General features: G+C 67.0%; 21 protein-coding genes. 18 read left to right on the forward strand and 3 right to left on the reverse strand.

All coding sequences use genetic code 11. The features are described 5' to 3' along the window. Positions 1-143: 143 nt before the first annotated feature. From AZOLI_RS15150 to AZOLI_RS15175, 6 genes are all read left to right on the forward strand, one after another. Positions 144-887 (forward strand): sulfite exporter TauE/SafE family protein, encoded by a 744-nt coding sequence (locus tag AZOLI_RS15150; protein WP_014188042.1) that lies wholly within the window; start codon positions 144-146, stop codon positions 885-887. A gap of 227 nt (positions 888-1114) precedes the next feature. Next, positions 1115-2140, forward strand: coding sequence for a 2-dehydropantoate 2-reductase (locus tag AZOLI_RS15155; protein ID WP_014188043.1), 1026 nt, complete (start codon positions 1115-1117; stop codon positions 2138-2140). An 88-nt stretch (positions 2141-2228) separates the two neighbouring features. Then, the gene (locus tag AZOLI_RS15160) at positions 2229-2702 is read left to right on the forward strand and encodes a CBS domain-containing protein (protein WP_014188044.1); all 474 of its coding nucleotides are present in this window, start codon (positions 2229-2231) and stop codon (positions 2700-2702) included. Between the two features lie 218 nt (positions 2703-2920). Continuing rightward, the gene (locus tag AZOLI_RS15165; RefSeq protein WP_044551768.1) at positions 2921-4090 is read left to right on the forward strand and encodes a Re/Si-specific NAD(P)(+) transhydrogenase subunit alpha; all 1170 of its coding nucleotides are present in this window, start codon (positions 2921-2923) and stop codon (positions 4088-4090) included. 13 nt (positions 4091-4103) lie between these two features. Continuing rightward, positions 4104-4523, forward strand: a complete 420-nt coding sequence (locus tag AZOLI_RS15170) for an NAD(P) transhydrogenase subunit alpha (protein WP_014188046.1) — start codon at positions 4104-4106, stop codon at positions 4521-4523. A gap of 4 nt (positions 4524-4527) precedes the next feature. Continuing rightward, positions 4528-5922 carry an NAD(P)(+) transhydrogenase (Re/Si-specific) subunit beta gene (locus AZOLI_RS15175; protein WP_014188047.1) on the forward strand — a complete coding sequence of 465 codons (1395 nt, stop codon included), beginning with the start codon at positions 4528-4530 and terminating at the stop codon, positions 5920-5922. 201 nt (positions 5923-6123) lie between these two features. Here AZOLI_RS15175 and uraD read toward each other — a convergent pair whose 3' ends face one another. Together uraD and puuE are read right to left on the reverse strand one after the other, a co-directional pair. Beyond that, positions 6124-6636, reverse strand: a complete 513-nt coding sequence (gene uraD / locus AZOLI_RS15180) for a 2-oxo-4-hydroxy-4-carboxy-5-ureidoimidazoline decarboxylase (protein ID WP_014188048.1) — start codon at positions 6634-6636, stop codon at positions 6124-6126. Positions 6637-6644: 8 nt separating this feature from the next. Then, positions 6645-7574, reverse strand: coding sequence for an allantoinase PuuE (gene puuE / locus AZOLI_RS15185; RefSeq protein ID WP_014188049.1), 930 nt, complete (start codon positions 7572-7574; stop codon positions 6645-6647). Between the two features lie 321 nt (positions 7575-7895). On the opposite strand from puuE, the gene uraH reads away from it, so the two are divergent. The 5 genes from uraH (at position 7896) to AZOLI_RS15210 (ending at position 13978) form a co-directional block, all read left to right on the forward strand. Continuing rightward, the gene (gene uraH, locus AZOLI_RS15190) at positions 7896-8246 is read left to right on the forward strand and encodes a hydroxyisourate hydrolase (RefSeq protein WP_014188050.1); all 351 of its coding nucleotides are present in this window, start codon (positions 7896-7898) and stop codon (positions 8244-8246) included. Positions 8247-8364: 118 nt separating this feature from the next. After that, positions 8365-10134 carry a glyoxylate carboligase gene (gcl, locus tag AZOLI_RS15195; RefSeq protein WP_014188051.1) on the forward strand — a complete coding sequence of 590 codons (1770 nt, stop codon included), beginning with the start codon at positions 8365-8367 and terminating at the stop codon, positions 10132-10134. A gap of 209 nt (positions 10135-10343) precedes the next feature. Further along, positions 10344-12413, forward strand: a complete 2070-nt coding sequence (locus AZOLI_RS15200; protein ID WP_014188052.1) for a methyl-accepting chemotaxis protein — start codon at positions 10344-10346, stop codon at positions 12411-12413. 236 nt (positions 12414-12649) lie between these two features. Then, positions 12650-13570, forward strand: a complete 921-nt coding sequence (locus AZOLI_RS15205) for a LysR family transcriptional regulator (RefSeq protein ID WP_014188053.1) — start codon at positions 12650-12652, stop codon at positions 13568-13570. Between the two features lie 165 nt (positions 13571-13735). Beyond that, the gene (locus AZOLI_RS15210) at positions 13736-13978 is read left to right on the forward strand and encodes a hypothetical protein (RefSeq protein WP_044551381.1); all 243 of its coding nucleotides are present in this window, start codon (positions 13736-13738) and stop codon (positions 13976-13978) included. Positions 13979-14368: 390 nt separating this feature from the next. On the opposite strand, the gene AZOLI_RS15220 is transcribed toward AZOLI_RS15210, so the two are convergent. Beyond that, entirely contained in the window at positions 14369-15202 is an 834-nt protein-coding gene (locus AZOLI_RS15220) for an IclR family transcriptional regulator (RefSeq protein ID WP_014188054.1), read from the reverse strand. A 294-nt stretch (positions 15203-15496) separates the two neighbouring features. On the opposite strand from AZOLI_RS15220, the gene AZOLI_RS15225 reads away from it, so the two are divergent. From AZOLI_RS15225 to AZOLI_RS15255, 7 genes are all read left to right on the forward strand, one after another. Beyond that, positions 15497-16186, forward strand: a complete 690-nt coding sequence (locus tag AZOLI_RS15225; RefSeq protein ID WP_044551388.1) for a GntR family transcriptional regulator — start codon at positions 15497-15499, stop codon at positions 16184-16186. 44 nt (positions 16187-16230) lie between these two features. Continuing rightward, positions 16231-17994 carry an oxalyl-CoA decarboxylase gene (oxc, locus tag AZOLI_RS15230; RefSeq protein WP_014188056.1) on the forward strand — a complete coding sequence of 588 codons (1764 nt, stop codon included), beginning with the start codon at positions 16231-16233 and terminating at the stop codon, positions 17992-17994. Positions 17995-18056: 62 nt separating this feature from the next. Beyond that, positions 18057-19331 (forward strand): formyl-CoA transferase, encoded by a 1275-nt coding sequence (gene frc, locus AZOLI_RS15235; RefSeq protein ID WP_014188057.1) that lies wholly within the window; start codon positions 18057-18059, stop codon positions 19329-19331. Positions 19332-19630: 299 nt separating this feature from the next. After that, positions 19631-20830 carry an ADP-forming succinate--CoA ligase subunit beta gene (gene sucC / locus AZOLI_RS15240; RefSeq protein WP_014188058.1) on the forward strand — a complete coding sequence of 400 codons (1200 nt, stop codon included), beginning with the start codon at positions 19631-19633 and terminating at the stop codon, positions 20828-20830. 1 nt (position 20831) lies between these two features. Next, positions 20832-21722, forward strand: a complete 891-nt coding sequence (sucD, locus tag AZOLI_RS15245; protein WP_014188059.1) for a succinate--CoA ligase subunit alpha — start codon at positions 20832-20834, stop codon at positions 21720-21722. A gap of 123 nt (positions 21723-21845) precedes the next feature. Continuing rightward, positions 21846-22781, forward strand: a complete 936-nt coding sequence (locus AZOLI_RS15250; protein WP_014188060.1) for an IclR family transcriptional regulator — start codon at positions 21846-21848, stop codon at positions 22779-22781. A 430-nt stretch (positions 22782-23211) separates the two neighbouring features. Continuing rightward, on the forward strand, positions 23212-24210 hold the full coding sequence (locus AZOLI_RS15255) for an NAD(P)H-quinone oxidoreductase (protein WP_014188061.1): 999 nt from the start codon (positions 23212-23214) through the stop codon (positions 24208-24210). Positions 24211-24414: the final 204 nt, after the last annotated feature.

Consider the following 24414-nt stretch of genomic DNA (forward strand, 5'->3'; position numbering starts at 1 on the left):
CGGTTTGTCGCGTTCTGGGAGCGGGTTCGCATGAACCGCATCGGAGATCCCGCATCCCGGCATAAGCCCGCTTCAAAGGCTGATATTCTGTATACAGAATACGAAGGCGCCGGTCAACACGGATCGAAAGGGATGGGTCGATCATGCTGAGTCTCGTCGTCCTGATGCTCGCCGCCTTCGCGTCGGGCGCGCTGAACGCCATTGCCGGGGGTGGAGCCTTCATCACCTTTCCGGCCCTGCTGTTTGCCGGCGTGCCGCCGGTGGCGGCCAACGCCTCCAGCACGGTGGCGCTGTTTCCGGGGCAGGCGGTGAGCAGCTGGGCCTACCGGCGCGAGATCGCGGCCGGCGGTCAGGTGAATGTCCCGGTCTTCGCCGTTCTCAGCCTCGTCGGCGGGCTGATCGGCGCCTTGCTGCTTCTGCTGACGCCGAATGCGGTGTTCGCGGGCTTCGTGCCCTGGCTGCTGTTGTTCGCAACCGCCGTTTTCGCCGTGGGGGCCTATGCGCCGTGGATCGTATCGCGGCTGCGGCTGGGCGGGCGGAGCGTGCTGGTCGTGCAGTTCGTCATCTCGATCTATGGCGGCTATTTCGGTGGGGGCATCGGCTTTCTGATGCTGGCGGCGCTGACCCTGTTCGGCCTGCGCGACATCCACGCCATGAACGGGCTGCGTCTGCTGCTGGCGATGCTGATGAATGCGGCGGCGGTCGGCGCCTTCATCGTCGCCGGAGCGGTGTCGTGGCGTGAGACGACGGTGATGGCGGTGGCGGCGATGGCGGGGGGCTATGCCGGCGCCAGGGGGGCGAAACGGGTCGATCCGAAGAGTCTGAAGACTTTGGTCGTCCTCATCGGAACGGCGCTGACCCTGTACTTCTTTGCGAAGGGAGCCTGATCCGGTTGGAGAAAAAGCAGGTGCCGTATTCTCGTCAGTCCCCCCACATTCCGCATTGACATACGGTATGTGGTATACCAAACTCCAGGCACAGTTTGCGCAACAGACTGTTGGATGCCGCTGCAATAGCAACCGGTCAGCCGATGGATGCGGCCGGTGTGGGCAGGCTGGCGTCGTCCAGCCCCACAGCATTCAAAAAGCGAAATCGGGGGAGAGGGGAATCCGGCATGAAGATCTGCATCTACGGATCCGGGGCCATCGGCGGCTATCTCGGCGTTCGCCTGCACCAAGCGGGTGCCGAAGTCAGTCTGGTGGCGCGCGGTGCGCATCTGGCGGCGATGCGCGAGAACGGCGTCACCCTGCTGATGGGGGAGGAGAAGACCGTCGTCCACCCCCGCTGCACCGACAACCCGGCCGAACTCGGCCCGCAGGACTACGTCATCATCGCGCTGAAGGCCCATTCCGTCCCCGGCGTCGTCCCCGCGATGCAGCCGCTGCTCGGTGAGGACACCGCCGTCGTCACCGCCGTCAACGGCATCCCCTATTGGTATTTTTACGGCACCGGCGGCGCGTTCGACGGCCGTACGCTGGAGACGGTCGATCCCGGTGCGGTTCAGTGGAAGGGGCTGGGGCCGGAGCGCGCCATCGGCTGCGTCGTCTATCCCGCGACCGAGGTGGTGGAGCCCGGCGTCATCCAGCATGTCTATGGCGACAAATTCTCGCTCGGCGAACCTGACGGGTCGACGTCGGACCGCGTCGTCGCCCTGTCCAAGGCGATGGAGGCCGGCGGCCTGCGCGCCCCCGTGCTCGACCGCATCCGCGACGAGATCTGGCTGAAGCTGTGGGGCAACCTGTGCTTCAACCCGATCAGCGCGCTCACCCACGGCACGCTGGAGGTCATCTGCGGCGATGCCGAAACCCGCGCCGTCGCCAAGGCGATGATGCTGGAGGCCAAGGAGATCGGCGACAGGCTGGGGGTCCATTTCCGCGTCGATGTCGAACGCCGGATCAACGGGGCCGCCGCGGTGGGGGCGCACAAGACCTCCATGCTGCAGGATCTGGAGCGCGGGCGGCCGATGGAGATCGACCCGCTGCTGTCGGTCGTCCAGGAGATGGGCCGCATGGTCGGCGTGGCCACCCCGACCATCGACGTGGTGCTCGCCCTGGTGAAGCAGCGGGGCGAGACCGCCGGCTGTTACAGCCGGCCGCAGCCCGCGGCGGCTCCGGCACCGGAAGTGGTGGCGGCCCAGTAAGCAGGGCACCGCTGAGCAACGCAGGTGGCGCGGCCGGCGCGGATCCCGAAGGACCGGGCCGGCCGCAATGGAATGGGGGAGGACCATCATGAAGGTCGAGGACATTCTCCGCAAGAAGGGCACGCGCATCGGCATGGTGCGCATCAACGAAACCGTCGCCACCGCACTGCGCCTGATGAAGGCGGAGAACACCGGGGCACTGGTGGTCAAGGACGTCTGCCGGACCGAGGGCAACACGGTGGTCGGCGTCATTTCCGAACGCGACGTGGTCCGCGCGCTGGTCGACCGCGGGCCCGGCATCCTGGAGCAGGCGGTGTCGGCGCTGATGACGCGCGATCCCTATTGCTGCAGCCCGTCCGACCCGGTTCGCCATGTGCTGAGCCTGATGGACGAGCATGGCATCCGCCATGTCCCGGTGCTGGAGGGATCGACCCTGGTCGGTGTCGTCAGCGTCCGCGACCTGATCCGCCAGCAGCTGGAAGACATGCGGGCCGACGACCTCGCCCCGGTCGCAGCCGCCGGGTCGGACGGCTGGGACTTTCCGGTCGTCGCCAACCAGTAGGCGGCGCGTGCGTGGCCGGCGCGGTTTCGTCGCCGGTCGCGCGGCTTCGCCCGCCCGACAGTGCCTTTTTGTGAATTTCGCCGCTTCGGCGCATCCCCGGCCATGAACCGGAAGCGGGTGGACCGATGTGGGTGGACGGATGAGGGCGGGCCATGGCCGCCACCCCCTGTCTGCTGTCCCATGCCTGCTGCCGGCGCTGGCCTTCGAAAGCAAACGACATGAAGATCGCCATACCCAGGGAGCGCCGCCCGGGCGAGCGCCGCGTCGCTGCGTCTCCCGAAACCGTCAAGAAGCTCAAAGCTCTCGGGCTGGACGTGGTGGTGGAGAGCGGGGCCGGCCTCGGTTCCAGCATCACCGACGCGGCCTTTGAGGCGGCGGGGGCCGCCATCGCCGCCGATGCGGCCTCGGCACTGGCCGATGCCGACATAGTGCTGAAGGTGCAGCGGCCGCTCATCGCCGCCGAAGGTGGCGAGGACGAGCTGGCGCTGATGCGCAAGGGCGCGCTGCTGTTCGCCATCCTCAACCCCTACAACAGCCGCGACCATGTGAAGGCCTATGCCGATGCCGGCGTGAACGCCTTCGCCATGGAGTTCATGCCGCGCATCACCCGTGCCCAGGTCATGGACGTGCTGTCCTCCCAGGCCAACCTCGCCGGCTACAAGGCCGTGGTGGATGCCGCCTCGGAATACGGCCGCGCCTTCCCGATGATGATGACCGCCGCCGGCACCGTTCCGCCGGCGCGCGCCTTCATCATGGGCGTCGGCGTCGCCGGCCTGCAGGCCATCGCCACCGCCAAGCGCCTCGGCGCCATCGTCTCGGCCACCGACGTGCGCCCGGCGGTGAAGGAGCAGGTGCAGTCGCTGGGCGGAAGCTTCGTCGCGGTCGAGAACGACGAGTTCAAACAGGCGGAGACCGCCGGCGGCTACGCCAAGGAGATGTCCGACGACTACAAGCGCCAGCAGGCCGCTCTGGTCGCCGAGCACATCAAGAAGCAGGACATCGTCATCACCACCGCGCTGATCCCCGGCCGCAAGGCGCCGATCCTGGTGACGGCGGAGCATGTGGCGTCGATGAAGCCGGGTTCGGTCATCATCGATCTGGCGGTGGAGCAGGGCGGCAACGTCGAGGGTGCCAAGCTGGGCGAGGTGGTGACCACGGCCAACGGCGTGAAGATCGTCGGCCATGCCAACTACGCCAGCCGCATCGCCGAGTCCGCATCGCTGCTCTACGCCAAGAACCTGCTGGCGCTGCTGACCTCCTTGCATGGCAAGGAGACGGGCGTGGCCGTCAACTGGGACGACGAGATCGTCAAGGCCATCGCGCTGACCCGCGACGGCGCCATCGTGCATCCTGCCTTCGCGGACGCCCGCGAAGCGCAACCCGCGTGAGGAGGCGGATCCCATGGAACACCCGGATCCCGCAAGCAACATCGCCGCATTCCGTGAAACCCTGGCGTCGCTGACCAATCAGGTCGACGCGCTGGCCGTGCAGGTGGCACAGCTGTCGCCGGTTCCCGTCAGCGAAGTTGCCGGCCACGGCGATTTCTTCGTCACCGGCCTGACGGTGCTCGTGCTGGCCTGCTTCGTCGGCTACTACGTCGTCTGGCGCGTCACCCCGGCTCTGCACTCGCCGCTGATGGCCGTCACCAACGCCGTGTCCTCGGTCATCATCGTCGGCGCGCTGATCGCCGCCGGTCCGGCCGGCTTCGGTTTCTCCAAGGTTCTCGGCTTCCTCGCCGTCATCCTGGCAAGCGTCAACATCTTCGGCGGCTTCCTCGTGACCCAGCGCATGCTCTCCATGTTCAAGAAGAAGGGCAAGTAAGACCATGGAAACCTTGTCGGCCCTTCTCTATCTCGTCGCCTCCATCTGCTTCGTCATGGCGCTGCGCGGGCTCTCCAGCCCGGAGACCTCGCGCCAGGGCAACATCTACGGCATGGTCGGCATGACCATTGCCATCCTGACCACGCTGGCATCCCCCATCGTCCAGTCCTATTGGATGATCGTGCTGGGCATCGCCATCGGCGGCGCCATCGGCTATGTGGTGGCCAAGAAGATCGAGATGACGGCGCTGCCCCAGCTGGTCGCCGCCTTCCACTCGCTGGTCGGTCTCGCCGCCGTCTTCGTGGCGCTCGCCGCCTTCTACTCGCCGGAGGCCTACGGCATCGGCGTGGCCGGCGCCATCGCCAAGGGCTCGCTGGTCGAGATGGCGCTCGGCACCGCCATCGGCGCCATCACCTTCACCGGTTCGCTGGTCGCCTTCGCCAAGCTGCAGGGCCTCGTCACCGGCAAGCCGCTGGTCTTCCCGATGCAGCATCCGCTGAACGCGGCGCTGGGCGTGCTGACCGTCATCCTGATCATCTGGCTGGTGCAGTCGAATTCGTCGGCGGCGATGTGGCTGATCGTGCTTGTGGCGCTGGCTCTCGGCTTCCTGCTGATCCTGCCGATCGGTGGCGCCGACATGCCGGTGGTCATCTCGATGCTGAACAGCTATTCCGGCTGGGCGGCCTGCGGCATCGGGTTCACCCTGCAGAACAACCTGCTGATCATCACCGGCGCGCTGGTGGGCTCTTCGGGCGCGATCCTGTCCTACATCATGTGCAAGGGCATGAACCGCTCGATCTTCAACGTCATCCTCGGCGGCTTCGGCGGCGAGAGTGCCGCTGCCGGCGGTGCCACCAAGGGTCCGCAGGGCTCGGTCAAGGCCGGCTCGGCCGAGGACGCCGCCTACATCATGAAGAACGCCCAGTCGGTGATCGTGGTGCCCGGCTACGGCATGGCGGTGGCCCAGGCCCAGCATGCCCTGCGCGAGATGGCGGACAGCCTGAAGCATGAGGGCGTCGACGTGAAATACGCCATCCACCCGGTGGCGGGCCGCATGCCCGGCCACATGAACGTGCTGCTGGCCGAAGCCAACGTCCCCTATGACGAGGTGTTCGAGCTGGAGGACATCAACCGCGACTTCGGCACGGCGGATGTCGCCTTCGTCATCGGTGCCAACGACGTGACCAACCCGGCCGCCAAGACCGACCCGACGAGCGCCATCTACGGCATGCCGATCCTGGACGTGGAGAAGGCCAAGACGGTGTTCTTCATCAAGCGCGGCATGGCGGCGGGCTATGCCGGCGTGGAGAACGAGCTGTTCTTCCGGCCGAACACCATGATGCTGTTCGGAGATGCCAAGAAGGTCACCGAAGAGGTCGTGAAGGCGATGGAGGCGTGACGGGGGCTGTTCTATGAGAAGGCGCGTCGCTCCGGTTGGGGCGGCGCACTTTCTGTTTTTTAGGGGTATCGCCTTCGAGTGCCCCCACCCTACCCCTCCCCCGCTGGGCGGGGGAGAGGATAAGTGCTTGATCGGGAAGGCAGCGGCAGTACCTCCCCCGCCCAGCGGGGGAGGTTAGGAGGGGGCATTCGCCAGCGGACGCTATCCCACCACCAGATCGTCCAGCCGGAACCCGGCAATATTGTAGATCTCCTCCAGCGCCCGGCCGAACTCCACCTCAGGCTCGTTCGCCACGCGCTCGCGCATTGCCGCCAGGATCTCCTGCTTGCTGCTGAAGCGCACCGCCATGATGAAGGGAAAACCGAAACGCTTGCGATAAGCGCGGTTCAGGTCGCGCTGCTCCTCCGCCTCCGCCTCGGTCAGCTCGTTCAAGCCGGCCTTCGCCTGTTCGGTCTGCGAGAAGGCGGTCAGATTGGCCGGGCGGCTGGCGCGGTCGGCGAGGTCGGGGTGGGACAGGATCAGCGCCCGCTGCCGCTCCGTTCCCGCATCGCGCACGATGCCGGTCATCGCCGCGCGCAAACCCGCGGCATCGGCGAAGGGTCGCTGGTCCCAGGCGGCCTCGGCCACCCAGGGGCTTTCCTCGAACACCGCGCCCAGCGCCGCGACGAAGGCGGCGCGGTCCATACGGTTCAGATCGTCGAGACTGTAGGGCATCGGAAGCCTCACTTCGGGGCGTAGGGGTGTTCGGCGATCCAATGGCGGGCGATGTCCAGCCGGGTCGCCACCCAGACCTTGTCATGGCCCTGCACATAATCGAGGAAGCGGGCCAGCGACGCGGCGCGGCCGGGCCGGCCGACCAGACGGCAATGCAGGCCGACCGACATCATCTTCGGCGCGCTGTCGCCCTCCGCATAGAGCGTGTCGAAGCTGTCCTTCAGATAGGCGAAGAACTGGTCGCCGCTGTTGAAGCCCTGGTTCGTCGCAAAGCGCATGTCGTTGGCGTCGAGCGTGTAGGGCACGATCAGCTGCGGCCGGCCATGGCTGTCGTCCCAATAGGGCAGGTCGTCGGCGTAGGAATCGGCGTTGTAGACGAAGCCGCCTTCCTCGGCGACCAGTCGCCAGGTGTTGGGGCTGCAGCGGCCGAGATACCAGCCAAGCGGACGCTCGCCGGTCACGCGGGTGTGCACCTCGATGGCGCGCAGCATGTGATCGCGCTCGACCTCCGCCGGCAGATGCTGGTAGTCGATCCAGCGCCAGCCATGGGTGGCGATCTCCCACCCCGCGGCCTTCATGGCGGCGACGATTTCCGGGTTGCGCTCCAGCGCCATGGCGACGCCATAGACGGTGACCGGCAGGTTGCGCTCCGTGAACATGCGGTGCAGCCGCCAGAAGCCGGCGCGCGAGCCGTATTCGTAGATCGATTCCATGTTCATGTGGCGGGCGCCGGGGATCGGCTGGGCGCCGACGATCTCCGACAGGAAGGTTTCCGACGCCGCGTCGCCGTGGAGGACGCAGTTCTCGCCGCCCTCCTCGTAATTGATGACGAACTGCACCGCCACCCGGGCGCCGCCCGGCCAGTTGGCCTGCGGCGGGGTGGCGCCATAGCCGATCATGTCGCGGGGGTAGCCCTGGGGATGGGCGGTCTCGGTCATCGTCGTCTCGCTCTTAACGCTGCGGTCGAAGCGGGGACTACGCTAAGCCATTGGCGGCAGGGGGTTCAATCGGGCGATTGGGCGCGGGGCTGAAGACAGTTTCCGGATTTCCGCGGGTGGGCAGGGGCGGGTGGTTGGGCTTAAGCTGTGGGGTGTGAAATGTCGTCGGCTGACGATGCCCCCACCTAACCTCCCCCGCTGGGCGGGGGAGGGACTGCCGCCGAACACCGACAAAGGTCCGATTCCCTCCCCCGCCCAGCGGGGGAGGGTCAGGGTGGGGGCATTCGAAGCCGATGCCTGAAAAATGGAGACCACCCACCCATGGGCCGCCTGACCACCCACGTCCTCGACATTGCCGCCGGGCGTCCGGCGCCGGGCATGCGCATCCGGCTGACCGCACTCGACAGCGGCACCGTGCTGGGCGAGTTCACCACCAACGCCGACGGCCGGCTCGACGCCCCGGCGCTGCAGGGCGACGCCTTCCAGCCCGGCCGCTACGAGCTGCTGTTCATGGCCGGCGAGTATTTCCGCCGCATCGGCACGATCACCGGCGACGGCCCCGACTTCATCGACGAGGTGCCGCTGCGCTTCGGCATCAGGGACGCCTCACAGCACTATCACGTGCCGCTGCTGGTCTCGCCCTGGGCCTATTCGACCTACCGCGGCAGCTGATTCCCCTTTCGGTGCCGCTTTCCAGCCTGTGGAAAAGGCAACCCATTGGTTTGCCGCACACACCATTGGCGCGCTTAGCTGTCCTCACGAACAATCGCGTTTGGTGAGGAGTCGAGCGATGGCGAGAATGACGGCGGCGGAAGCGGCGGTGCGGGTGCTGGAGCGGGAGGGCATCGACGTCTGCTTCGGCGTCCCCGGCGCCGCGATCAACCCCTTCTACGCGGCGATGCAGCGGCGCGGCACCATGCGCCATGTCCTGGCCCGCCATGTCGAGGGCGCCTCGCACATGGCGGAGGGCTACACACGGGCCAGGGCCGGCAACATCGGCGTGTGCGTCGGCACCTCCGGCCCGGCCGGCACCGACATGATCACCGGCCTCTATTCGGCCATCGCCGATTCCATCCCGATCCTGTGCATCACCGGGCAGGCGCCGCGCGCCCGCCTGCACAAGGAGGATTTCCAGGCCATCAACGTGCCCGACATCGCCCGGCCGGTGACAAAATGGGCGCTGACCGTGCTGGAGCCGGCGCAGGTGCCCTATGTCTTCCAGCAGGCCTTCCACCTGATGCGCAGCGGCCGTCCCGGCCCGGTGCTGATCGACCTGCCCATCGACGTCCAGATGGCGGAGATCGAATTCGACGACGAGACATACGAACCGCTGCCGGTCTACAAGCCCTCGGCCACCCGTGCCCAGGTCGAGAAGGCGCTGGCGATGTTCGCGGCGGCGGAGCGTCCGCTGGTCGTGGCCGGCGGCGGCATCATCAACGCCGATGCGTCCGACAAGCTGGTGGAATTCGCCGAGCTGCTGGGCGTGCCGGTGATCCCGACGCTGATGGGCTGGGGCACCATCCCCGACGACCATCCGCTGATGGCCGGCATGGTCGGGCTGCAGACCGCCCACCGTTACGGCAACGCGACGATGCTGAAGTCCGATTTCGTGCTGGGCATCGGCAACCGCTGGGCCAACCGCCACACCGGCTCGGTCGAGGTCTACACCAAGGGCCGCAAGTTCGTGCATGTCGACATCGAGCCGACCCAGATCGGCCGCGTCTTCATGCCGGATCTCGGCATCGTCTCCGACGCCGGCGCCGCGCTCGACATGTTCATCGAGGTGGCGAAGGAGTGGAAGGCGGAGGGCCGCTTCAAGGATCTCGGCGGCTGGGTCAGGGACTGCCAGGGCCGCAAGCGGTCGATGCACCGCCGCAGCGACTTCGATCAGGTGCCGATGAAGCCGCAGCGCGTCTATCAGGAGATGAACAGCGCCTTCGGCCAGGACACCACCTACGTCACCACCATCGGCCTGTCGCAGATCGCCGGCGCACAGTTCCTGCATGTCTACAAGCCGCGCCACTGGATCAACTGCGGTCAGGCCGGCCCGCTGGGCTGGACCCTGCCGGCGGCGCTCGGCGTCCGCGTCGCCGATCCGCAGCGGCGGATCGTCGCACTGTCCGGCGACTACGACTTCCAGTTCATGATCGAGGAGCTGGCGGTCGGCGCCCAGCACAAGCTGCCCTACATCCATGTGCTGGTGAACAACGCCTATCTCGGCCTGATCCGGCAGGCGCAGCGCGCCTTCCAGATGGACTTCCAGGTCCAGCTGTCCTTCGAGAACATCAACGCGCCGGAGATCGGCGTCTATGGCGTCGACCATGTCGCGGTGGCCGAGGGGCTGGGCTGCAAGGCGATCCGCGTCACCGAACCGGACCGCATCCAGGACGCTTTCGCCCAGGCCCAGGCCTGGATGGACGAGTATCGGGTGCCGGTCGTCGTCGAGCTGGTGCTGGAGCGGGTGACCAACATCGCCATGGGCACCGACATCGACAGCGTCAACGAGTTCGAGGAAATCCTCGACCTGCCGGTGGAGGAAAGCGAGACCGTCCTGGTCTGACGGCCCCATCCCGTCCGACCGGAAAGCCGCCGGGGCGCCGATGCGCTCCGGCGGCTTTTGCGTTCGGGACGCAGCGCAATCGGGGCGCAGACCGCCGCTCCGGCGGAATCGACGGGGTGCTGCTGCATGTCATGTAAACGACGCGTGGTCGTAACATGGCTTCATTATCGTCCCCGGCAAGGCAGTCGAGCAGCTTCACGGGGCTAGTCATGAAGTGGGTGGATGTATCGATCGGCAGCAAGCTGCTGGTTGTGGCCGGTCCGATCGCCTTCGCCGCCTTGGCGGGGGTGTCGTGGATCGGCTCCAACGCGATGGAGAGCGAAGCGGAGCGGAGCGCGTCCCGCGAGATGACGGCGCTGGCCGAGGGTGTGGCCGAGCGGGCGGGTGCCCAGATCGGTGCGCCGGTCGCTGCGGCCGAGGGCGCCGCGTCGGCCGTCCAGGGACTGCTGAATGCCGGGCACACCAGCCGCGACCTGCTCGGCGATCTGACGAAGGGGGCGCTGGGTGCCCGCAAGGACGTGGTCGGCATGGCGCTGGCCTTCGAGCCGAACGGGCTGGAGGGACGCGACGCCGATTTCAAGGACCATCCTTATTCCGGTGCGGGCGGGCGCATGCTGCCCTACTTCTTCCATGGGCCGGCGGGCGTGGAGGTCGAAAAGCTCGTCATGACCAAGGAGGCGGGCACCGAGGAATGGTATGACAAGCCGATCCGCGAGAACCGCAGCCTGATGACGCCGCCCTACACCTATCCGGTGAACGGCAAGGACGTGCTGATGACGACGGCCAGCATCGTGCTGCGCCATGGCGGCAAGCCGGTCGGCATCTATACCGTCGATCAGTCGCTTGCCGCACTCGGCGAACAGTCGGCCGCCCTGCGTCCCTTCGGCGTCGGCAGGGTATCGCTGGTTGGCGGCGGCCTGTGGGTGGTCAATGCCGACGAGGGGAAGCTTGGCAAGCCGGTCGAGGACCGCGCGCTGCTCGATGCCGTCACGCGCGTCGCGACGGAGGGGAGCCTGTCGCTCCGTACCGTCGCGGCGGATGGCAGCGACCTGTTGCGCAGCGTGGCGCCGGTGCGCTTCCCGGGCATGAAGGAAAGCTGGGCGGTCGTGGTGGACGTGCCGCTGGATGTGGTGATGAGCGCGGCGGAGCGGATACGGCTGGTCATGCTCGCCGCATCCGGCGCCGGCTTCCTGCTGCTGTGCGCGGGGCTTTGGGCGGCGGCCCGGTCCGTCGGCCGTCCGCTCGGCCGGCTGACCGGCACGATGACCCGCTTGGCCGAAGGTGACCTGACCCCCGCGGTCGAGGGGGCGGAGCGCGGCGACGAGGTCGGATCGATGGCCCGCGCCGTGGAAATCCTCAAGCGGAACTCGCTGGAAGCCCGCCGGCTGGAGGCGGAGCAGAAGCGCCTGGAGGAGGAGGCCGAACGCCGCCGCCGCGAGGGCATCGTCGAGGTCGCCGGCGAGTTCGAGCGCACGGTGCGCGGAGTGATCGCGACATTGACCGATGCATCCTCCCGCCTGCTTTCGGAATCCGAAGCGATGCATGGCCTTGCCACCGACGGGCACAACCGGACGGCGGCGGCCTCCGATGCGACCGCGCGGGCAAACGCCAATGTCCAGGCGGTGTCCTCGGCCGCTGACGAGCTGTCCGCATCGGTGGCCGAGATCGCCCGGCTGGTGACCCGGTCCATCGCCATCGCCCGCGATGCCGAAAACGAGGTCGCGGCCACCGGCGTGACCGTAGAGCGGCTGGCCGAAAGCTCCCGCCGCATCGGCGAAGTGACCGGGCTGATCCAGAACATCGCCGGCCAGACGAATCTGCTGGCGCTGAACGCCACCATCGAGGCGGCGCGGGCCGGGGAGGCGGGAAAGGGCTTCGCCGTCGTCGCCAGCGAGGTGAAGGCGCTCGCCACCCAGACCGCGCGGGCGACGGAGGAGATCGCCGCCCAGATCGCCGTCATCCAGCAGGTCTCCTCGGAAACGGTCGAGGCAACCGCCCGGATCTCCAAGACGATTTCCGAGATGAGCGGTTTCGGCACCACCATCGCCGCCGCCGTCGAGGAGCAGGAGGCCGCCACCCGCGAGATCGCCCACAATGTCCAGCAGGTGGCCGTCGGATCGGATGAGGTGGCCCGCAATGTCGCCAGCCTGTCGGAATCGGCGCGGATGATCGGCGAGGCATCCGGCGTAACGAAGGGGGCGGCCGGCAACGTCGCCATCCGCACGGAGGAGCTGGAACGGGCGACCGGCGAACTGATGCGGAAGATGGGGACGGCGTGATCCCCCATCCCAGCCGGTCGGGCCGGGCGTCCATCGGTCTACGGCGTCGTGCGTTTACTATGAAACGCACGATGCCGTAGCCTTATGATTGGCGATCGGATTCACGCTCCAAACCGATTCCGATTTTACGCGATCCGATCTAGGCATGTTGCGATGCGCAATTCCCCGTCCGCGGGGGGCGTGCTAGCGTTCCCGCCGTCCCGTAACCAACGGTCCGGCAGGGAGTCCGCGTCAGAATGGCGTTGCTAGAGAACATGCGCATCTTCGTCCGCGTCGTCGAGCTGGGCAGCCTGTCGGCCGCCGGACGGAACCTGCGCATGTCGCCGGCCATGGTCAGCCACCGCATCCAGCAGCTGGAAGCCCATCTCGGCGTCCGGCTGCTGAACCGCACGACCCGGCAGCTGCAGGCGACAGAGACCGGTATGGATTTCTACCAGAGCTGCCTGGAGGTTCTTGAGGCGGTGGAGCGCGCCCACAGCAGCATCGCCGCCGGATCCGGCGTGCCGTCGGGCAGCGTGCGGGTCACGGCGCCGCTCGGCTTCGGCCGCCGCATCCTGTCGCCGCTGGTGCCGGATTTCTGCGCCGCCCACCCGCTGGTGGAGGTGCGGCTGCGCCTGTCCGACCATCTGCTCGATCTGCTGCGCGAGGCGGTGGACGTGGCGGTGCGGATGGCGGCGCTGAAGGATTCCAGCTTCGTCGTGCGCAAGATCGCGGACGTGCGGCGCGTTCTGGTGGCCGCTCCCTCCTACCTGTCGGAGCGCGGCCGGCCATCGGTGCCGGCGGATTTGTCCGGGCACAACTGCCTGCTTCTGCGCTTCCCCGGCACCCAGCAATATCAATGGAGCGTGCTGGAGGGTGGCGAGCCGGTGAAGCTGCCGGTGTCGGGCCGCTTCGATGCCGACGATGGCGACGTGCTGACCGGCTGGGCGCTGGATGGCCGCGGCATCGCCATGAAGCCGCTGTGGGAGGTGGCCGAGCATCTCGCCAGCGGTGCCCTGGTGCCGGTGCTGCCGGAGTTTCCGCCGGAGCCGGTGACGCTGGCGGTGCTCTACCCCCACCGCGCGCTGGTGCCGGCCAAGGTGCGTGCCTTCGCCGACCATATGGTGCCGAAGATCAAGGCTGCGCTGACGGCGATTTCGCCGGATACGATCGTCTGACCGCATCCCCCGTTGCCGGATCGGGCATTGGAGTCCGGAGGGGAGCCTCCCGGACTCGACGTGATCCCTTGCCCTGCGACAGCCGGTCTTGCCAGCCGTGGCCGAACTGTGCAGAGTAGAAAATGTAACGATATAACGTTTCATATTCTGCCCTGAGGACAGGCGATGGCTGGAAGTGCCGACGATCCCTTCAGCGTTCCCGAAGACTTCATGCGTGCGGTCGCCATCGTGCGCACCCTGTGGTGCAATGACGACGTGCCGGAACGCTCCCTGGCCTGGGCTATGGTGGTGGAGGCGGTCAATCGCCTCGCCACCCTTAACGGTCCCGTCAGCACCAGCCGCTTGCTGGCGCGCCTGGGTGAGGCGGTCGGCGAAACCTCCACGCCGTCGTCGCTGACCCTGCAATGAGCGGCGTGACCAACAACCGCATCCACGGTGCGCGGTCCTGGCGCCAGGCCAAGCCGGTCCTGCTTCACCCCAAGCTTTTCCAAGGATTCATAGACTTTCAGGCGGGGCAGCCGTTCGATTACCGCCGGCTCGATTGCTGGCCGATGCTGGATCAGCACCGCTACGAGAATGGGCGGGAGCTCGCCGCCGAATGCAAGGCCGCCGGCATCACCGTGGTCTGGATCGACCGCACCCGCATTCCGCGCCCCTTGAAGACATTGGTGGTGGAGCGGGCGCTGGCCCGCTGCCCGGTCGCAGTCGGGGAATCCATCCCGGAACAGGCGACGAGAGGGGGAGCGATCAGGGTTGGGCGATCCGCGTCGTCGGTCGATATCCGCCGCGGCACCTTCCTCACACCCCGCGCGACCGCACCAGCAGGACCCGTGCATCCTCCGCCGCCCGGTGCAGGTGGGGGAGGAACTGCACCTCCATCTCCGGGCAGGTGACTCGGGCGGCCTGGGCGCTGATGTTCATCGCCGCGACCACGCCGCCGGCAGCGGTGCGGATCGGCACGGCGATGGAGCGCAGGCCCAGTTCCAGCTCCTGGTCCACCAGTGAGAATCCGCGGTCGCGCACCCGTTCCAACTCGCGCTTCAGCGCATCCGCCGCGGTGATGGTGCGTTCCGTGTAGGGCTTCAACGGGACGCGCGACAGGTAGGCGTCCAATTCCGGCTCCGGCAAGGCCGCCAGCAGGACACGCCCCATCGACGTGCAATAGGCCGGCAGGCGGCTGCCGACATTCAGCCCGACCGACATGATCCGCTTGGTCGCCGCGCGGGCGATATAGACCACGTCATCCTCGTCCAGCACGGCGGCGGAGCAGGATTCCTGCACGGCCCCGCTGACCTGTTCGATCAGCGGATCCAGGATCGTCGCGAGCGGGGCCGAGGACAGGAAGGAATAGCCCAGCGCCAGGATCTTCGGCTTCAGATAGAAGGTCCGGCCGTCCGACCCGGCATAGCCCAGCTGCATCAGCGTCAGCAGGCAACGCCGCGCCGCCGCCCGCGGCAGGCCGGTGATCTTCGCGATGTCGGCGATGGTCAGGTTCGGCTCGCGTTCGGTAAAGGCACGAATCACCGACAGGCCGCGCGCCAGCGAGGTCATGAAGTTCGGGTCGGACGCCTCTTCCGCCGCAGCGGACGGCGTCTTGTCTGCGGCCCCGGCCAGATGCTGGGTTTCGGCCATGCGCGGGTCCCTTCCCCGAGAAACGATCCTGAAGCGCCAAAATAGGGCGATTATCGCGCATTGACCAGAAAAAACGAACGAAACTGCCCCCAACTCCGTCGGCGACGGAAATAGTTCGATGTTCCCGCAATTGGCCTTGCGGGTGTCTGGCATCTGGTATACCGTATCGATAATTCAAAACGACGCGCCGCTCCAAACGACGCACCAGAGGGCGATCATCCGAACGCTCGCACAAGAACGCTCACGACAACAAGCGGCGCCGCCGGCGTCGGCGCGCAAAGGGTCGGAACCGTGATGAACCGCGATAGATTCAGTGTCGAACCCCTGGAACAGGGGATGAGCTTCAAGGCCAAGGCCTACCAGTCGCTGCGCCAGGCCATCACGCAGATGAACATCTACGGCCAGAGCAGCGAGATCAGGTTGGACGAACGCCGGCTGTGCGAAGCGTTGGGTGTCAGCCGCACCCCGGTGCGCGAGGCGATGGCGCTGCTGGAACAGGAGGGGTTCATCCGCTCCCAACCGCGGCGCGGGATCTTCGTGGTGCGCAAGACGAAGGCCGAACTGGTGGAGATGATCACGGTGTGTGCCGCCCTGGAAGGCATGGCGGCGCGCCTGTTCGTCGAAAACGCCACCACGGAAAAGCTGGAACTCCTGCATGCCGCCTTCGACAAATACACGAAAGCCGAGTTGGCGGAACATGTCGCCGAGTATTCCGACGCCAACATCGTCTTCCATCAAAGCATCGTCCAGGCTTCGGGCTCCGCGCTGATCTCGGATCTGACCGATCGCTTCTTCATCCATATGCGTGCGATCCGCCGCGCGACCATGGGCCTCGGCGACCGTGCCGACCAGTCCATCCACGAGCATCGGGACATCATCGAGGCGCTGGCCGCCCGCGATGCCGATCTCGCGGAACGTCGGGTGCGGGAACACACGCTCGGTCTCGCACAGTACGTGGAACGGCATTGCGCCTTCCTCGACTAACCAACTTTGAACCTTTTTCGGAGCCTCGGGGAGGAGTCACCCATATGTCTACTGCGGCTGCAACGATCACTAAGAACCAGGCCACGGAAGCATCTGTTGTCGAAGACGCGCCGGCGCTGACCGACGGCTTCCAGCTCGTCATCGACGCGCTCAAGCTCAACGACATCAACAATCTGTATGTCGTCCCCGGCATTCCGATTTCCGACCTGCTGCGCATGGCGCAGGCCGAGGGCATGCGCGTCGTCTCGTTCCGGCACGAACAGAATGCCGGCAACGCCGCCGCCATCGCCGGTTTCATGACCAGGAAGCCGGGCGTCTGCATGACGGTGTCGGCGCCGGGCTTCCTGAACGGCCTGACCGCGCTGGCGAACGCCACCACCAACTGCTTCCCGATGATCCTCATCAGCGGCTCGTCGGAGCGCGAGATCGTCGACCTGCAGCAGGGCGACTATGAGGAGATGGACCAGCTCGCCATCGCCAAGCCGCTGTGCAAGGCCGCCTTCCGCATCCTGCACGCCCAGGACATCGGCATCGGCGTGGCGCGTGCCATCCGCGCCGCGGTGTCGGGCCGTCCGGGCGGCGTCTACCTCGACCTGCCGGCCAAGCTGTTCTCGCAGGTCATGGATGCGGCCGAGGGCGCCAAGTCGCTGGTCAAGGTGGTCGATCCGACCCCGGCGCAATATCCCTCGGCCGAGGCGGTGAACCGCGCGCTCGACCTGCTGAAGGGGGCCAAGCGTCCGCTGGTGATCTTCGGCAAGGGCGCCGCCTATGCCCAGGCCGACGACACCATCCGCGCCTTCGTCGAGAAGAGCGGCATCCCCTTCCTGCAGATGAGCATGGCCAAGGGCCTGCTGCCCGACACCCACCCGCAATCGGCCGGCGCCGCCCGCTCGCTGGTGCTGCAGGAAGCCGACGTGGTCATGCTGGTCGGCGCGCGGCTGAACTGGCTGCTGTCGCACGGCAAGGGCAAGACCTGGGGCAAGCCCGGCTCCAAGAAGTTCATCCAGATCGACATCGAGCCGAAGGAGATGGACAGCAACGTCGAAATCCATGCTCCGCTGGTCGGCGACATCGCGTCCGTCATGGAAGTGCTGCTGAAGGGGATCGAGGGCGGGCTGACCCCGCCGACCGACTGGATGGCCACCGTCGCCGCCAAGCGTGAGCAGAACGTCGCCAAGATGGCGCCGAAGCTGATGAGCAACGCGTCGCCGATGAACTTCCACGGTGCGCTCGGCGCTCTGCGCCGCGTCATCAAGGAGCGGCCCGACGCCATGCTGGTCAATGAGGGCGCCAACACCCTCGACCTCGCCCGCGGCATCATCGACATGTACGAGCCGCGCAAGCGGCTGGACGTCGGCACCTGGGGCGTGATGGGCGTCGGCATGGGCTATGCCGTCGCCGCCGCGGTGGAAAGCGGCAAGCCGGTTCTGGCGGTGGAAGGCGACAGCGCCTTCGGCTTCTCCGGCATGGAGGTGGAGACGATCTGCCGCTACAACCTGCCGGTCTGCATCGTCATCTTCAACAACAACGGCATCTATCGCGGGACCGACGTCAATCCGACCGGCGGGGCCGACCCGTCGCCGATGGTCTTCGTCCCCGGCTCGCGCTACGACAAGATGATGGAGGCCTTCGGCGGCGTCGGTGTGCATGTCACCAATCCCGACGAGCTGTACCGCGCCGTGACCGAGGCGATGGACAGCGGCCGTCCGACCCTGATCAACGCCGTCATCGATCCGGCCGCCGGCACGGAAAGCGGCAACATCGGCAGCCTGAACCCGACCAGCTCGGTCCGCAAGATGCCGTCCTAAGAAAGACGGCTCCAAAAATCAGGCCGACCATCACGACTTTGAAAAGCAGGGGGGAGAAATACATGGGCAAGGCACTTCAGGGCGTGCGGATTCTCGACTTCACGCATGTGCAGTCGGGGCCGACCTGCACCCAGTTGCTGGCCTGGTTCGGCGCCGACGTCATCAAGGTGGAGCGGCCGGGCGAGGGTGACATCACCCGCAGCCAGCTGCGCGACCTGCCGGACGCCGACAGCCTGTATTTCACCATGCTGAACCACAACAAACGGTCCATCACCCTCGACACCAAGACGCCCAAGGGCAAGGAGGTGCTGGAGGCTCTGATCAAGACCTGCGACGTGATGGTCGAAAACTTCGCCCCCGGCGTACTCGATCGCATGGGGTTCACCTGGGAACGCATCCAGGAGCTGAACCCCGCGATGATCGTCGCGTCGGTCAAGGGCTTCGGCCCCGGGCCGTTCGAGAACTGCAAGGTGTACGAGAATGTCGCCCAGTGTGCGGGCGGCGCGGCCTCGACCACCGGTTTCGACGACGGCCCGCCGATGGTCACCGGCGCCCAGATCGGCGACAGCGGCACCGGCCTGCATCTGGCGCTCGGCATCGTCACCGCCCTCTACCAGCGCCGGGAGACCGGCCGGGGCCAGAAGGTGCTGGCCGCCATGCAGGACGCCGTGCTGAACCTGTGCCGCGTCAAGCTGCGCGACCAGCAGCGTCTGGCCCACGGGCCGATGAAGGAATACCCGCAATACCCGAACGGCGAGTTCGGCGACACGGTGCCGCGCGCCGGCAACGCGTCGGGCGGCGGCCAGCCGGGCTGGATCCTGAAGTGCAAGGGCTGGGAGACGGATCCCAACGCCTACATCTACTTCATCGCCCAGGCCCCGGTGTGGAAGTCGATCTGCAAGGTCATCGGCAAGGAGGAGTGGATCACCGATCCCGATTACGCCACCCCGGTCGCCCGCCTGCCGCGCCTGATGGAGATCTTCGGCACGGTGGAGGAATGGACCAAGACCCTGACCAAGTTCGAGGTCATGGACATCCTCAACAAGTACGACATCCCCTGCGGCCCGATCCTGTCGATGAAGGAGATTGCCGAGGACAAGTCGCTCTACGAGACCGGCACGCTGGTGGAGGTGGAGCACCCGACCCGCGGCAGTTACCTGACGGTCGGCAACCCGATCAAGCTGTCCGACAGCCCGACAGAGGTCACCCGCTCCCCCCTGCTGGGCGAGCATACCGACGAGATCCTGCGCGACGTGCTGGGCTTCAGCGAGCGCGAGATCATGGACATCCGCGACAGCGGCGCCATCGGCGTAGTGGAGCGGTTAGCGGCGGAGTAAGTTTCGCTCCGCTGCCCCCTCCCTAACCCTCCCCCGCTTCGCGGGAGATGGAACTGCCGCCGACCTTGCACTTACTCCCTCTCCCGCGAAGCGGGGGAGGGTCGGGGAGGGGGCAAAACGCCACCACGCATAGTGCCTTCAAAATACTACCCCGCTTCCCCGCTTCCCCTCTTCCCCGACCGTCCCCTTCCCGGTCGCCTGAGAGCCGAAGCCCGGACTTTCAAAAAATCCGCCGCCCGTCAGCCGATGCATTTCCGGCTCCCCGCGGCCTCCAAAAGACAAATTCAGAGACGCAAGCCATGAACATTCACGAGTATCAGGCCAAGGAACTGCTGCGGGGGTACGGCGTCGCCGTTCCGCGTGGCGGCGTGGCCTTCACCCCGGAAGAGGCTGCATCGGTCGCCCGCGAGCTGGGCGGTCCGGTCTGGGTGGTGAAGTCGCAGATCCATGCCGGCGGCCGCGGCGCCGGCCGGTTCCAGGACAACCCGACCGGCAAGGGCGGCGTCCGCGTCGTCAAGTCGGTCGAGGAGGTCGCCTCCAACGCTGCCGAGATGCTGAACCACGTCCTCGTGACCAAGCAGACCGGCCCGGCGGGCAAAGAGGTCAAGCGCCTCTATGTCGAGGAAGGCGCCGATATCAAGCGCGAGCTGTATCTCGGCCTGCTGATCGACCGCGCCACCGGCCGCGTCACCATCATCGCCTCGACCGAAGGCGGCATGGAGATCGAAGAGGTCGCCCACAACACGCCGGAGAAGATCGTCAAGGTCGCCATCGACCCGGCCACCGGCATCCAGGGCCACCACACCCGCAAGGTCGCCTTCGCGCTGGGCCTGGAAGGCAAGCAGGTCGGTGCCGCCGCCATGTTCATCCAGGCCGCCTACAAGGCGTTCACCGATCTCGACTGCGCCATCGTCGAGATCAACCCGCTGATCGTCACCGGGGCCGGCGACATCCTGGCGCTCGACGCCAAGATGAGCTTCGACGACAACGCGCTGTTCCGTAACAAGGACGTGGCCGCCCTGCGCGACGAGGCCGAAGAGGATCCGGCGGAGATCGAGGCGGCGAAGCACGAGCTGAACTACGTCAAGCTCGACGGCAACATCGGCTGCATGGTCAACGGCGCCGGCCTCGCCATGGCGACGATGGACATCATCAAGCTCTACGGTGCCGAGCCGGCCAATTTCCTCGACGTCGGCGGCGGCGCCACGAAGGAGCGCGTCACCGCGGCCTTCAAGCTGATCCTGTCCGACAGCGCGGTCGAAGGCATCCTGGTCAACATCTTCGGCGGCATCATGCGCTGCGACGTGATCGCCGAGGGCGTGGTCGCTGCGGCCCGTGACGTGAAACTGCATGTGCCGCTGGTGGTCCGGCTGGAGGGCACCAACGTGGCGTTCGGCAAGCAGATCCTGGCCGACTCCGGCCTGCCGATCCTGTCCGCCGACAATCTCGACGATGCAGCCCGGAAGATCGTCGCCGCCGTCAAGAAGGAGGCCGCGTAACATGGCCGTTCTCGTCGATAAGAACACGAAGGTGATCTGCCAGGGCTTCACCGGAGCCCAGGGCACCTTCCACTCCGAGCAGGCCATCGCCTACGGCACCAGGATGGTCGGCGGCGTGACCCCGGGAAAGGGCGGCGCCAAGCATCTCGACCTGCCGATCTTCGACACCGTGTCCGAAGCGGTGGAGAAGACCGGTGCCAACGCCAGCGTGATCTACGTGCCGCCGCCCTTCGCCGCGGACGCGATCCTGGAAGCCATCGACGCCGGGATCCCGCTGGTGGTCTGCATCACCGAAGGCATCCCGGTGCTGGACATGGTCCGCGTCAAGCGCGCGCTCGACGGCTCCCGGAAAAATGGAGTTGGGACCCGCCTGATCGGCCCGAACTGCCCCGGCATCATCACGCCGGACGAGTGCAAGATCGGCATCATGCCGGGCCACATCCACAAGCGCGGCAAGATCGGCATCGTCTCGCGCTCCGGCACGCTGACCTATGAGGCCGTCGCGCAGACCACGGCGGCCGGCCTCGGCCAGACCACCTGCATCGGCATCGGCGGCGACCCGGTCAACGGCACCAACTTCGTCGACAGCCTGGAGCTGTTCGTGAAGGATCCGGAGACCGAGGGCATCATCATGATCGGCGAGATCGGCGGCGACGCCGAAGTCCGCGGCGCCGAGTTCATCAAGGCGTCGGGCACGAAGAAGCCGGTCGTCGGCTTCATCGCCGGCCGCACGGCTCCTCCGGGCCGCCGCATGGGCCATGCCGGCGCGGTGATCTCCGGCGGCAACGACACCGCCGACTTCAAGATCGACTTCATGAAGTCGGTCGGCATCGCCGTCGCCGACAGCCCCGCCAGCCTGGGCTCCACCATGCAGTCGATTTTCAAGAACTGACCGGTACGCCGCGGGGCCGCCGTCCGCGACGGTCCCGCGGTTCAAGCGAAGCTTCTGTCACTCACGCCATCAGCCGCAACAGACAGGCGCAACCAACGCGCCGGACCCCGAGGGAGATGGGACATGAAAGCGCAAGCCCACACCAACAGCATGACCGCCGCCGCCATCGCACGCCGGATCATCCACGACGACCCCAGCGAGGGCGCCGCGGCGATCATCAAGACGGCGATCATCGAGGCGCCGCGCGAGAAGAACGACAACGGCAAGGCCGACGCCAAGGCCGAGCGCGGTCAGGTGGTGCAGTCGCTCTGCCGCGCGCTGAACATTCTGACCATCCTTGGCGCCAATGACGGTCCGATGACCCTGACCGAGCTGGCGGAGGCCGCACACCTGTCGCCCTCCACCACCCACCGCCTGCTGACGACCCTGCAGTATGAGCGCTATGTCCGCTTCGACCAGAGCGCGCGCGGCTGGGTGGTCGGCGTCCAGGCCTACATGACCGGGGCCAACTTCCTGAAGACCCGCAATCTGGTCGACGTCGCCCGTCCGCGCATGCGCCGCCTGATGGAGGAGAGCAGCGAGATCGTCAATCTGGCGGTCGAGGAGAATGGCGAGGCGATCTATCTGGCCCGCGTCGGCGGCCCCCGTGCCGCCCAGGTCGCGGTGCCGCAGACCGACCGCACGCTGCTGCACTGCTCCGCCGTGGGCAAGGCCCTGCTGGCCGGCATGACCGAGACCAAGGTGCAGACCATCGTGACCCAGCGCGGCATGCGCCAGTTCACCCGCAGCACCCTGTCCTCGCTGCCGGCGCTGTACCGCGACCTGACGCTGGTGCGGACCCGCGGCTATGCCCTGGACCAGGAGGAGCGGGTGTCGGGCCTGCGCTGCGTCGCCGCCCCGATCTTCGACGAGAATTCCCGTGTGATGGGCGCCCTGTCGCTGTCCGGCTCCAGCCGGCGCATCGAGGACGCGCGGCTGCGCGCCCTGGGCGAGATGGTCAAGCGCGCCGCCGCCGCGGTGACGCAGGAACTGGGCGGACGCGTCCCGGTCCCGAACTGATCCAGCCTGCACACGGTCAAGCAATTTACGAGACGCCAAGAGCTGACGGCAGGTGGTGCACGTCAGAATATCCTCCCTGGCGCACTAGAGGCCGCGTTCCCGATGGAGTGCGGCCTTCTTTCTTGCCTAAAAAGCCGTTTCCACGGAATGGAAAAGAGGTCGAATTCTCGGGAATTGGCGCCGGTTTGGTGCGATTGTCTGTCTCGGGAAAGGCGTTCCTTTCTCATCGGGCGGATGTGTTGTTTTGCATGTTCGCGCTTCTCTCGGAGACTGGCCGTGCTGTGTGCAGCACGGCCATTTTTTTGTTTTTTCCGCAGGACGAAATCGGATCCATCGCCGCGTGGACGGGCCGTCCGCCACGGCGACAGAGTGCCCTCGCAATAACTTTCAGCGGGCCCAATCACGACGACAGGGCAGGGGAGCGATCCGAATGACAGACACCATAAGCATGACGGCAATTGAGGTGAGCCAGCCCGGCAAGCCGGAGGTGCTGGTCCCGGCGCGCCGCCCGGTTCCCGATCCGGCGCCGGGCGAGATCCGCATCGCGGTGAAGGCGGCCGGCGTCAACCGGCCGGACGTGCTCCAGCGGCTCGGCAAATACAACCCGCCGCCGGGCGTCAGCGACATTCCCGGCCTGGAGGTCGCCGGCACTGTCGATGCGCTGGGCGAGGGGGTGGAGGGCTGGTCCATCGGCGATCCCGTCTGCGCCCTGCTGGCCGGCGGTGGCTATGCCGAATTCTGCGTCGTGCCCGCCGCCCAGTGCCTGCCGATCCCGGCCGGCCTGTCGATGGCAGAGGCGGCGGCCCTGCCGGAAACCTTCTTCACCGTCTGGTCGAACGTGTTCGAGCGCGGCGCGCTCCAGCCCGGCGAGGCGCTGCTGGTCCATGGCGGCACGTCCGGCATCGGCACCACGGCGATCCAGTTGGGCGCCGCCTTCGGCGCGCGGGTCTTCGCCACCGCACGCGGGCCGGAGAAATGTGCGGCCTGCGTCCGGCTGGGCGCCGAACGCGCCATCGACTATGGCACGGAGGATTTCGTCGCGGTGGTCAAGGACGCGACCGGCGGGGCGGGCGTGAATGTCGTGCTCGACATCGTCGGCGGCGATTACGTCGCCCGCAGCATCGACGCGCTGGCGGTCGAGGGGCGCTATGTCTGCATCGGCTTCGTCCGCGGGGCGACGGCGACGGTGAACTTCTTCCCCGTCATGACCAAGCGGCTGGTGCTGACCGGCTCCACCCTGCGGGCGCGCCCGGTCGCCTACAAACAGGCGGTGGCCGAGCAGTTGAAGGCCCGCGTCTGGCCGCTGATCGTCGAGGGGCGGATCAAGCCGGTCGTCCACGAGGTGTTTCCGCTGGAACGGGCCGCCGACGCCCACCGGCTGATGGAGAGCAACCAGCATGTCGGCAAGCTGGTGCTGGCGGTGGGGTGATGCGGTCCCTCTCCGCCCCAAACATCCCCTCTCCCCCCCGGCTTTTGCATTCACACATCTCGCCTCCGCGAAATGGCGGCAACCACAGGTGGTGAAAAGCCCTTCTCCCCTTGCGGGGCGGGATCGGCCAAACGCCAACGGCGTTTTGCCGACCCGCGGGTTGGGATGAGGGGTGCGACCGGCTGAAAGCCCGTGGAAATCAAG

Source organism: Azospirillum lipoferum 4B (assembly GCF_000283655.1).
Lineage (GTDB): Bacteria > Pseudomonadota > Alphaproteobacteria > Azospirillales > Azospirillaceae > Azospirillum > Azospirillum lipoferum_C.

What these genes read in the sequence shown, in the direction of transcription:
- AZOLI_RS15150 (WP_014188042.1), top strand. Translation starts at nt 144, where the DNA reads ATGCTGAGTCTCGTCGTCCTGATGCTCGCCGCCTTCGCGTCGGGCGCG.
- AZOLI_RS15155 (WP_014188043.1), top strand. Translation starts at nt 1,115, where the DNA reads ATGAAGATCTGCATCTACGGATCCGGGGCCATCGGCGGCTATCTCGGC.
- AZOLI_RS15160 (WP_014188044.1), top strand. Translation starts at nt 2,229, where the DNA reads ATGAAGGTCGAGGACATTCTCCGCAAGAAGGGCACGCGCATCGGCATG.
- AZOLI_RS15165 (WP_044551768.1), top strand. Translation starts at nt 2,921, where the DNA reads ATGAAGATCGCCATACCCAGGGAGCGCCGCCCGGGCGAGCGCCGCGTC.
- AZOLI_RS15170 (WP_014188046.1), top strand. Translation starts at nt 4,104, where the DNA reads ATGGAACACCCGGATCCCGCAAGCAACATCGCCGCATTCCGTGAAACC.
- AZOLI_RS15175 (WP_014188047.1), top strand. Translation starts at nt 4,528, where the DNA reads ATGGAAACCTTGTCGGCCCTTCTCTATCTCGTCGCCTCCATCTGCTTC.
- uraD (WP_014188048.1), bottom strand. Translation starts at nt 6,636, where the DNA reads ATGCCCTACAGTCTCGACGATCTGAACCGTATGGACCGCGCCGCCTTC.
- puuE (WP_014188049.1), bottom strand. Translation starts at nt 7,574, where the DNA reads ATGACCGAGACCGCCCATCCCCAGGGCTACCCCCGCGACATGATCGGC.
- uraH (WP_014188050.1), top strand. Translation starts at nt 7,896, where the DNA reads ATGGGCCGCCTGACCACCCACGTCCTCGACATTGCCGCCGGGCGTCCG.
- gcl (WP_014188051.1), top strand. Translation starts at nt 8,365, where the DNA reads ATGGCGAGAATGACGGCGGCGGAAGCGGCGGTGCGGGTGCTGGAGCGG.
- AZOLI_RS15200 (WP_014188052.1), top strand. Translation starts at nt 10,344, where the DNA reads ATGAAGTGGGTGGATGTATCGATCGGCAGCAAGCTGCTGGTTGTGGCC.
- AZOLI_RS15205 (WP_014188053.1), top strand. Translation starts at nt 12,650, where the DNA reads ATGGCGTTGCTAGAGAACATGCGCATCTTCGTCCGCGTCGTCGAGCTG.
- AZOLI_RS15210 (WP_044551381.1), top strand. Translation starts at nt 13,736, where the DNA reads ATGGCTGGAAGTGCCGACGATCCCTTCAGCGTTCCCGAAGACTTCATG.
- AZOLI_RS15220 (WP_014188054.1), bottom strand. Translation starts at nt 15,202, where the DNA reads ATGGCCGAAACCCAGCATCTGGCCGGGGCCGCAGACAAGACGCCGTCC.
- AZOLI_RS15225 (WP_044551388.1), top strand. Translation starts at nt 15,497, where the DNA reads ATGAACCGCGATAGATTCAGTGTCGAACCCCTGGAACAGGGGATGAGC.
- oxc (WP_014188056.1), top strand. Translation starts at nt 16,231, where the DNA reads ATGTCTACTGCGGCTGCAACGATCACTAAGAACCAGGCCACGGAAGCA.
- frc (WP_014188057.1), top strand. Translation starts at nt 18,057, where the DNA reads ATGGGCAAGGCACTTCAGGGCGTGCGGATTCTCGACTTCACGCATGTG.
- sucC (WP_014188058.1), top strand. Translation starts at nt 19,631, where the DNA reads ATGAACATTCACGAGTATCAGGCCAAGGAACTGCTGCGGGGGTACGGC.
- sucD (WP_014188059.1), top strand. Translation starts at nt 20,832, where the DNA reads ATGGCCGTTCTCGTCGATAAGAACACGAAGGTGATCTGCCAGGGCTTC.
- AZOLI_RS15250 (WP_014188060.1), top strand. Translation starts at nt 21,846, where the DNA reads ATGAAAGCGCAAGCCCACACCAACAGCATGACCGCCGCCGCCATCGCA.
- AZOLI_RS15255 (WP_014188061.1), top strand. Translation starts at nt 23,212, where the DNA reads ATGACAGACACCATAAGCATGACGGCAATTGAGGTGAGCCAGCCCGGC.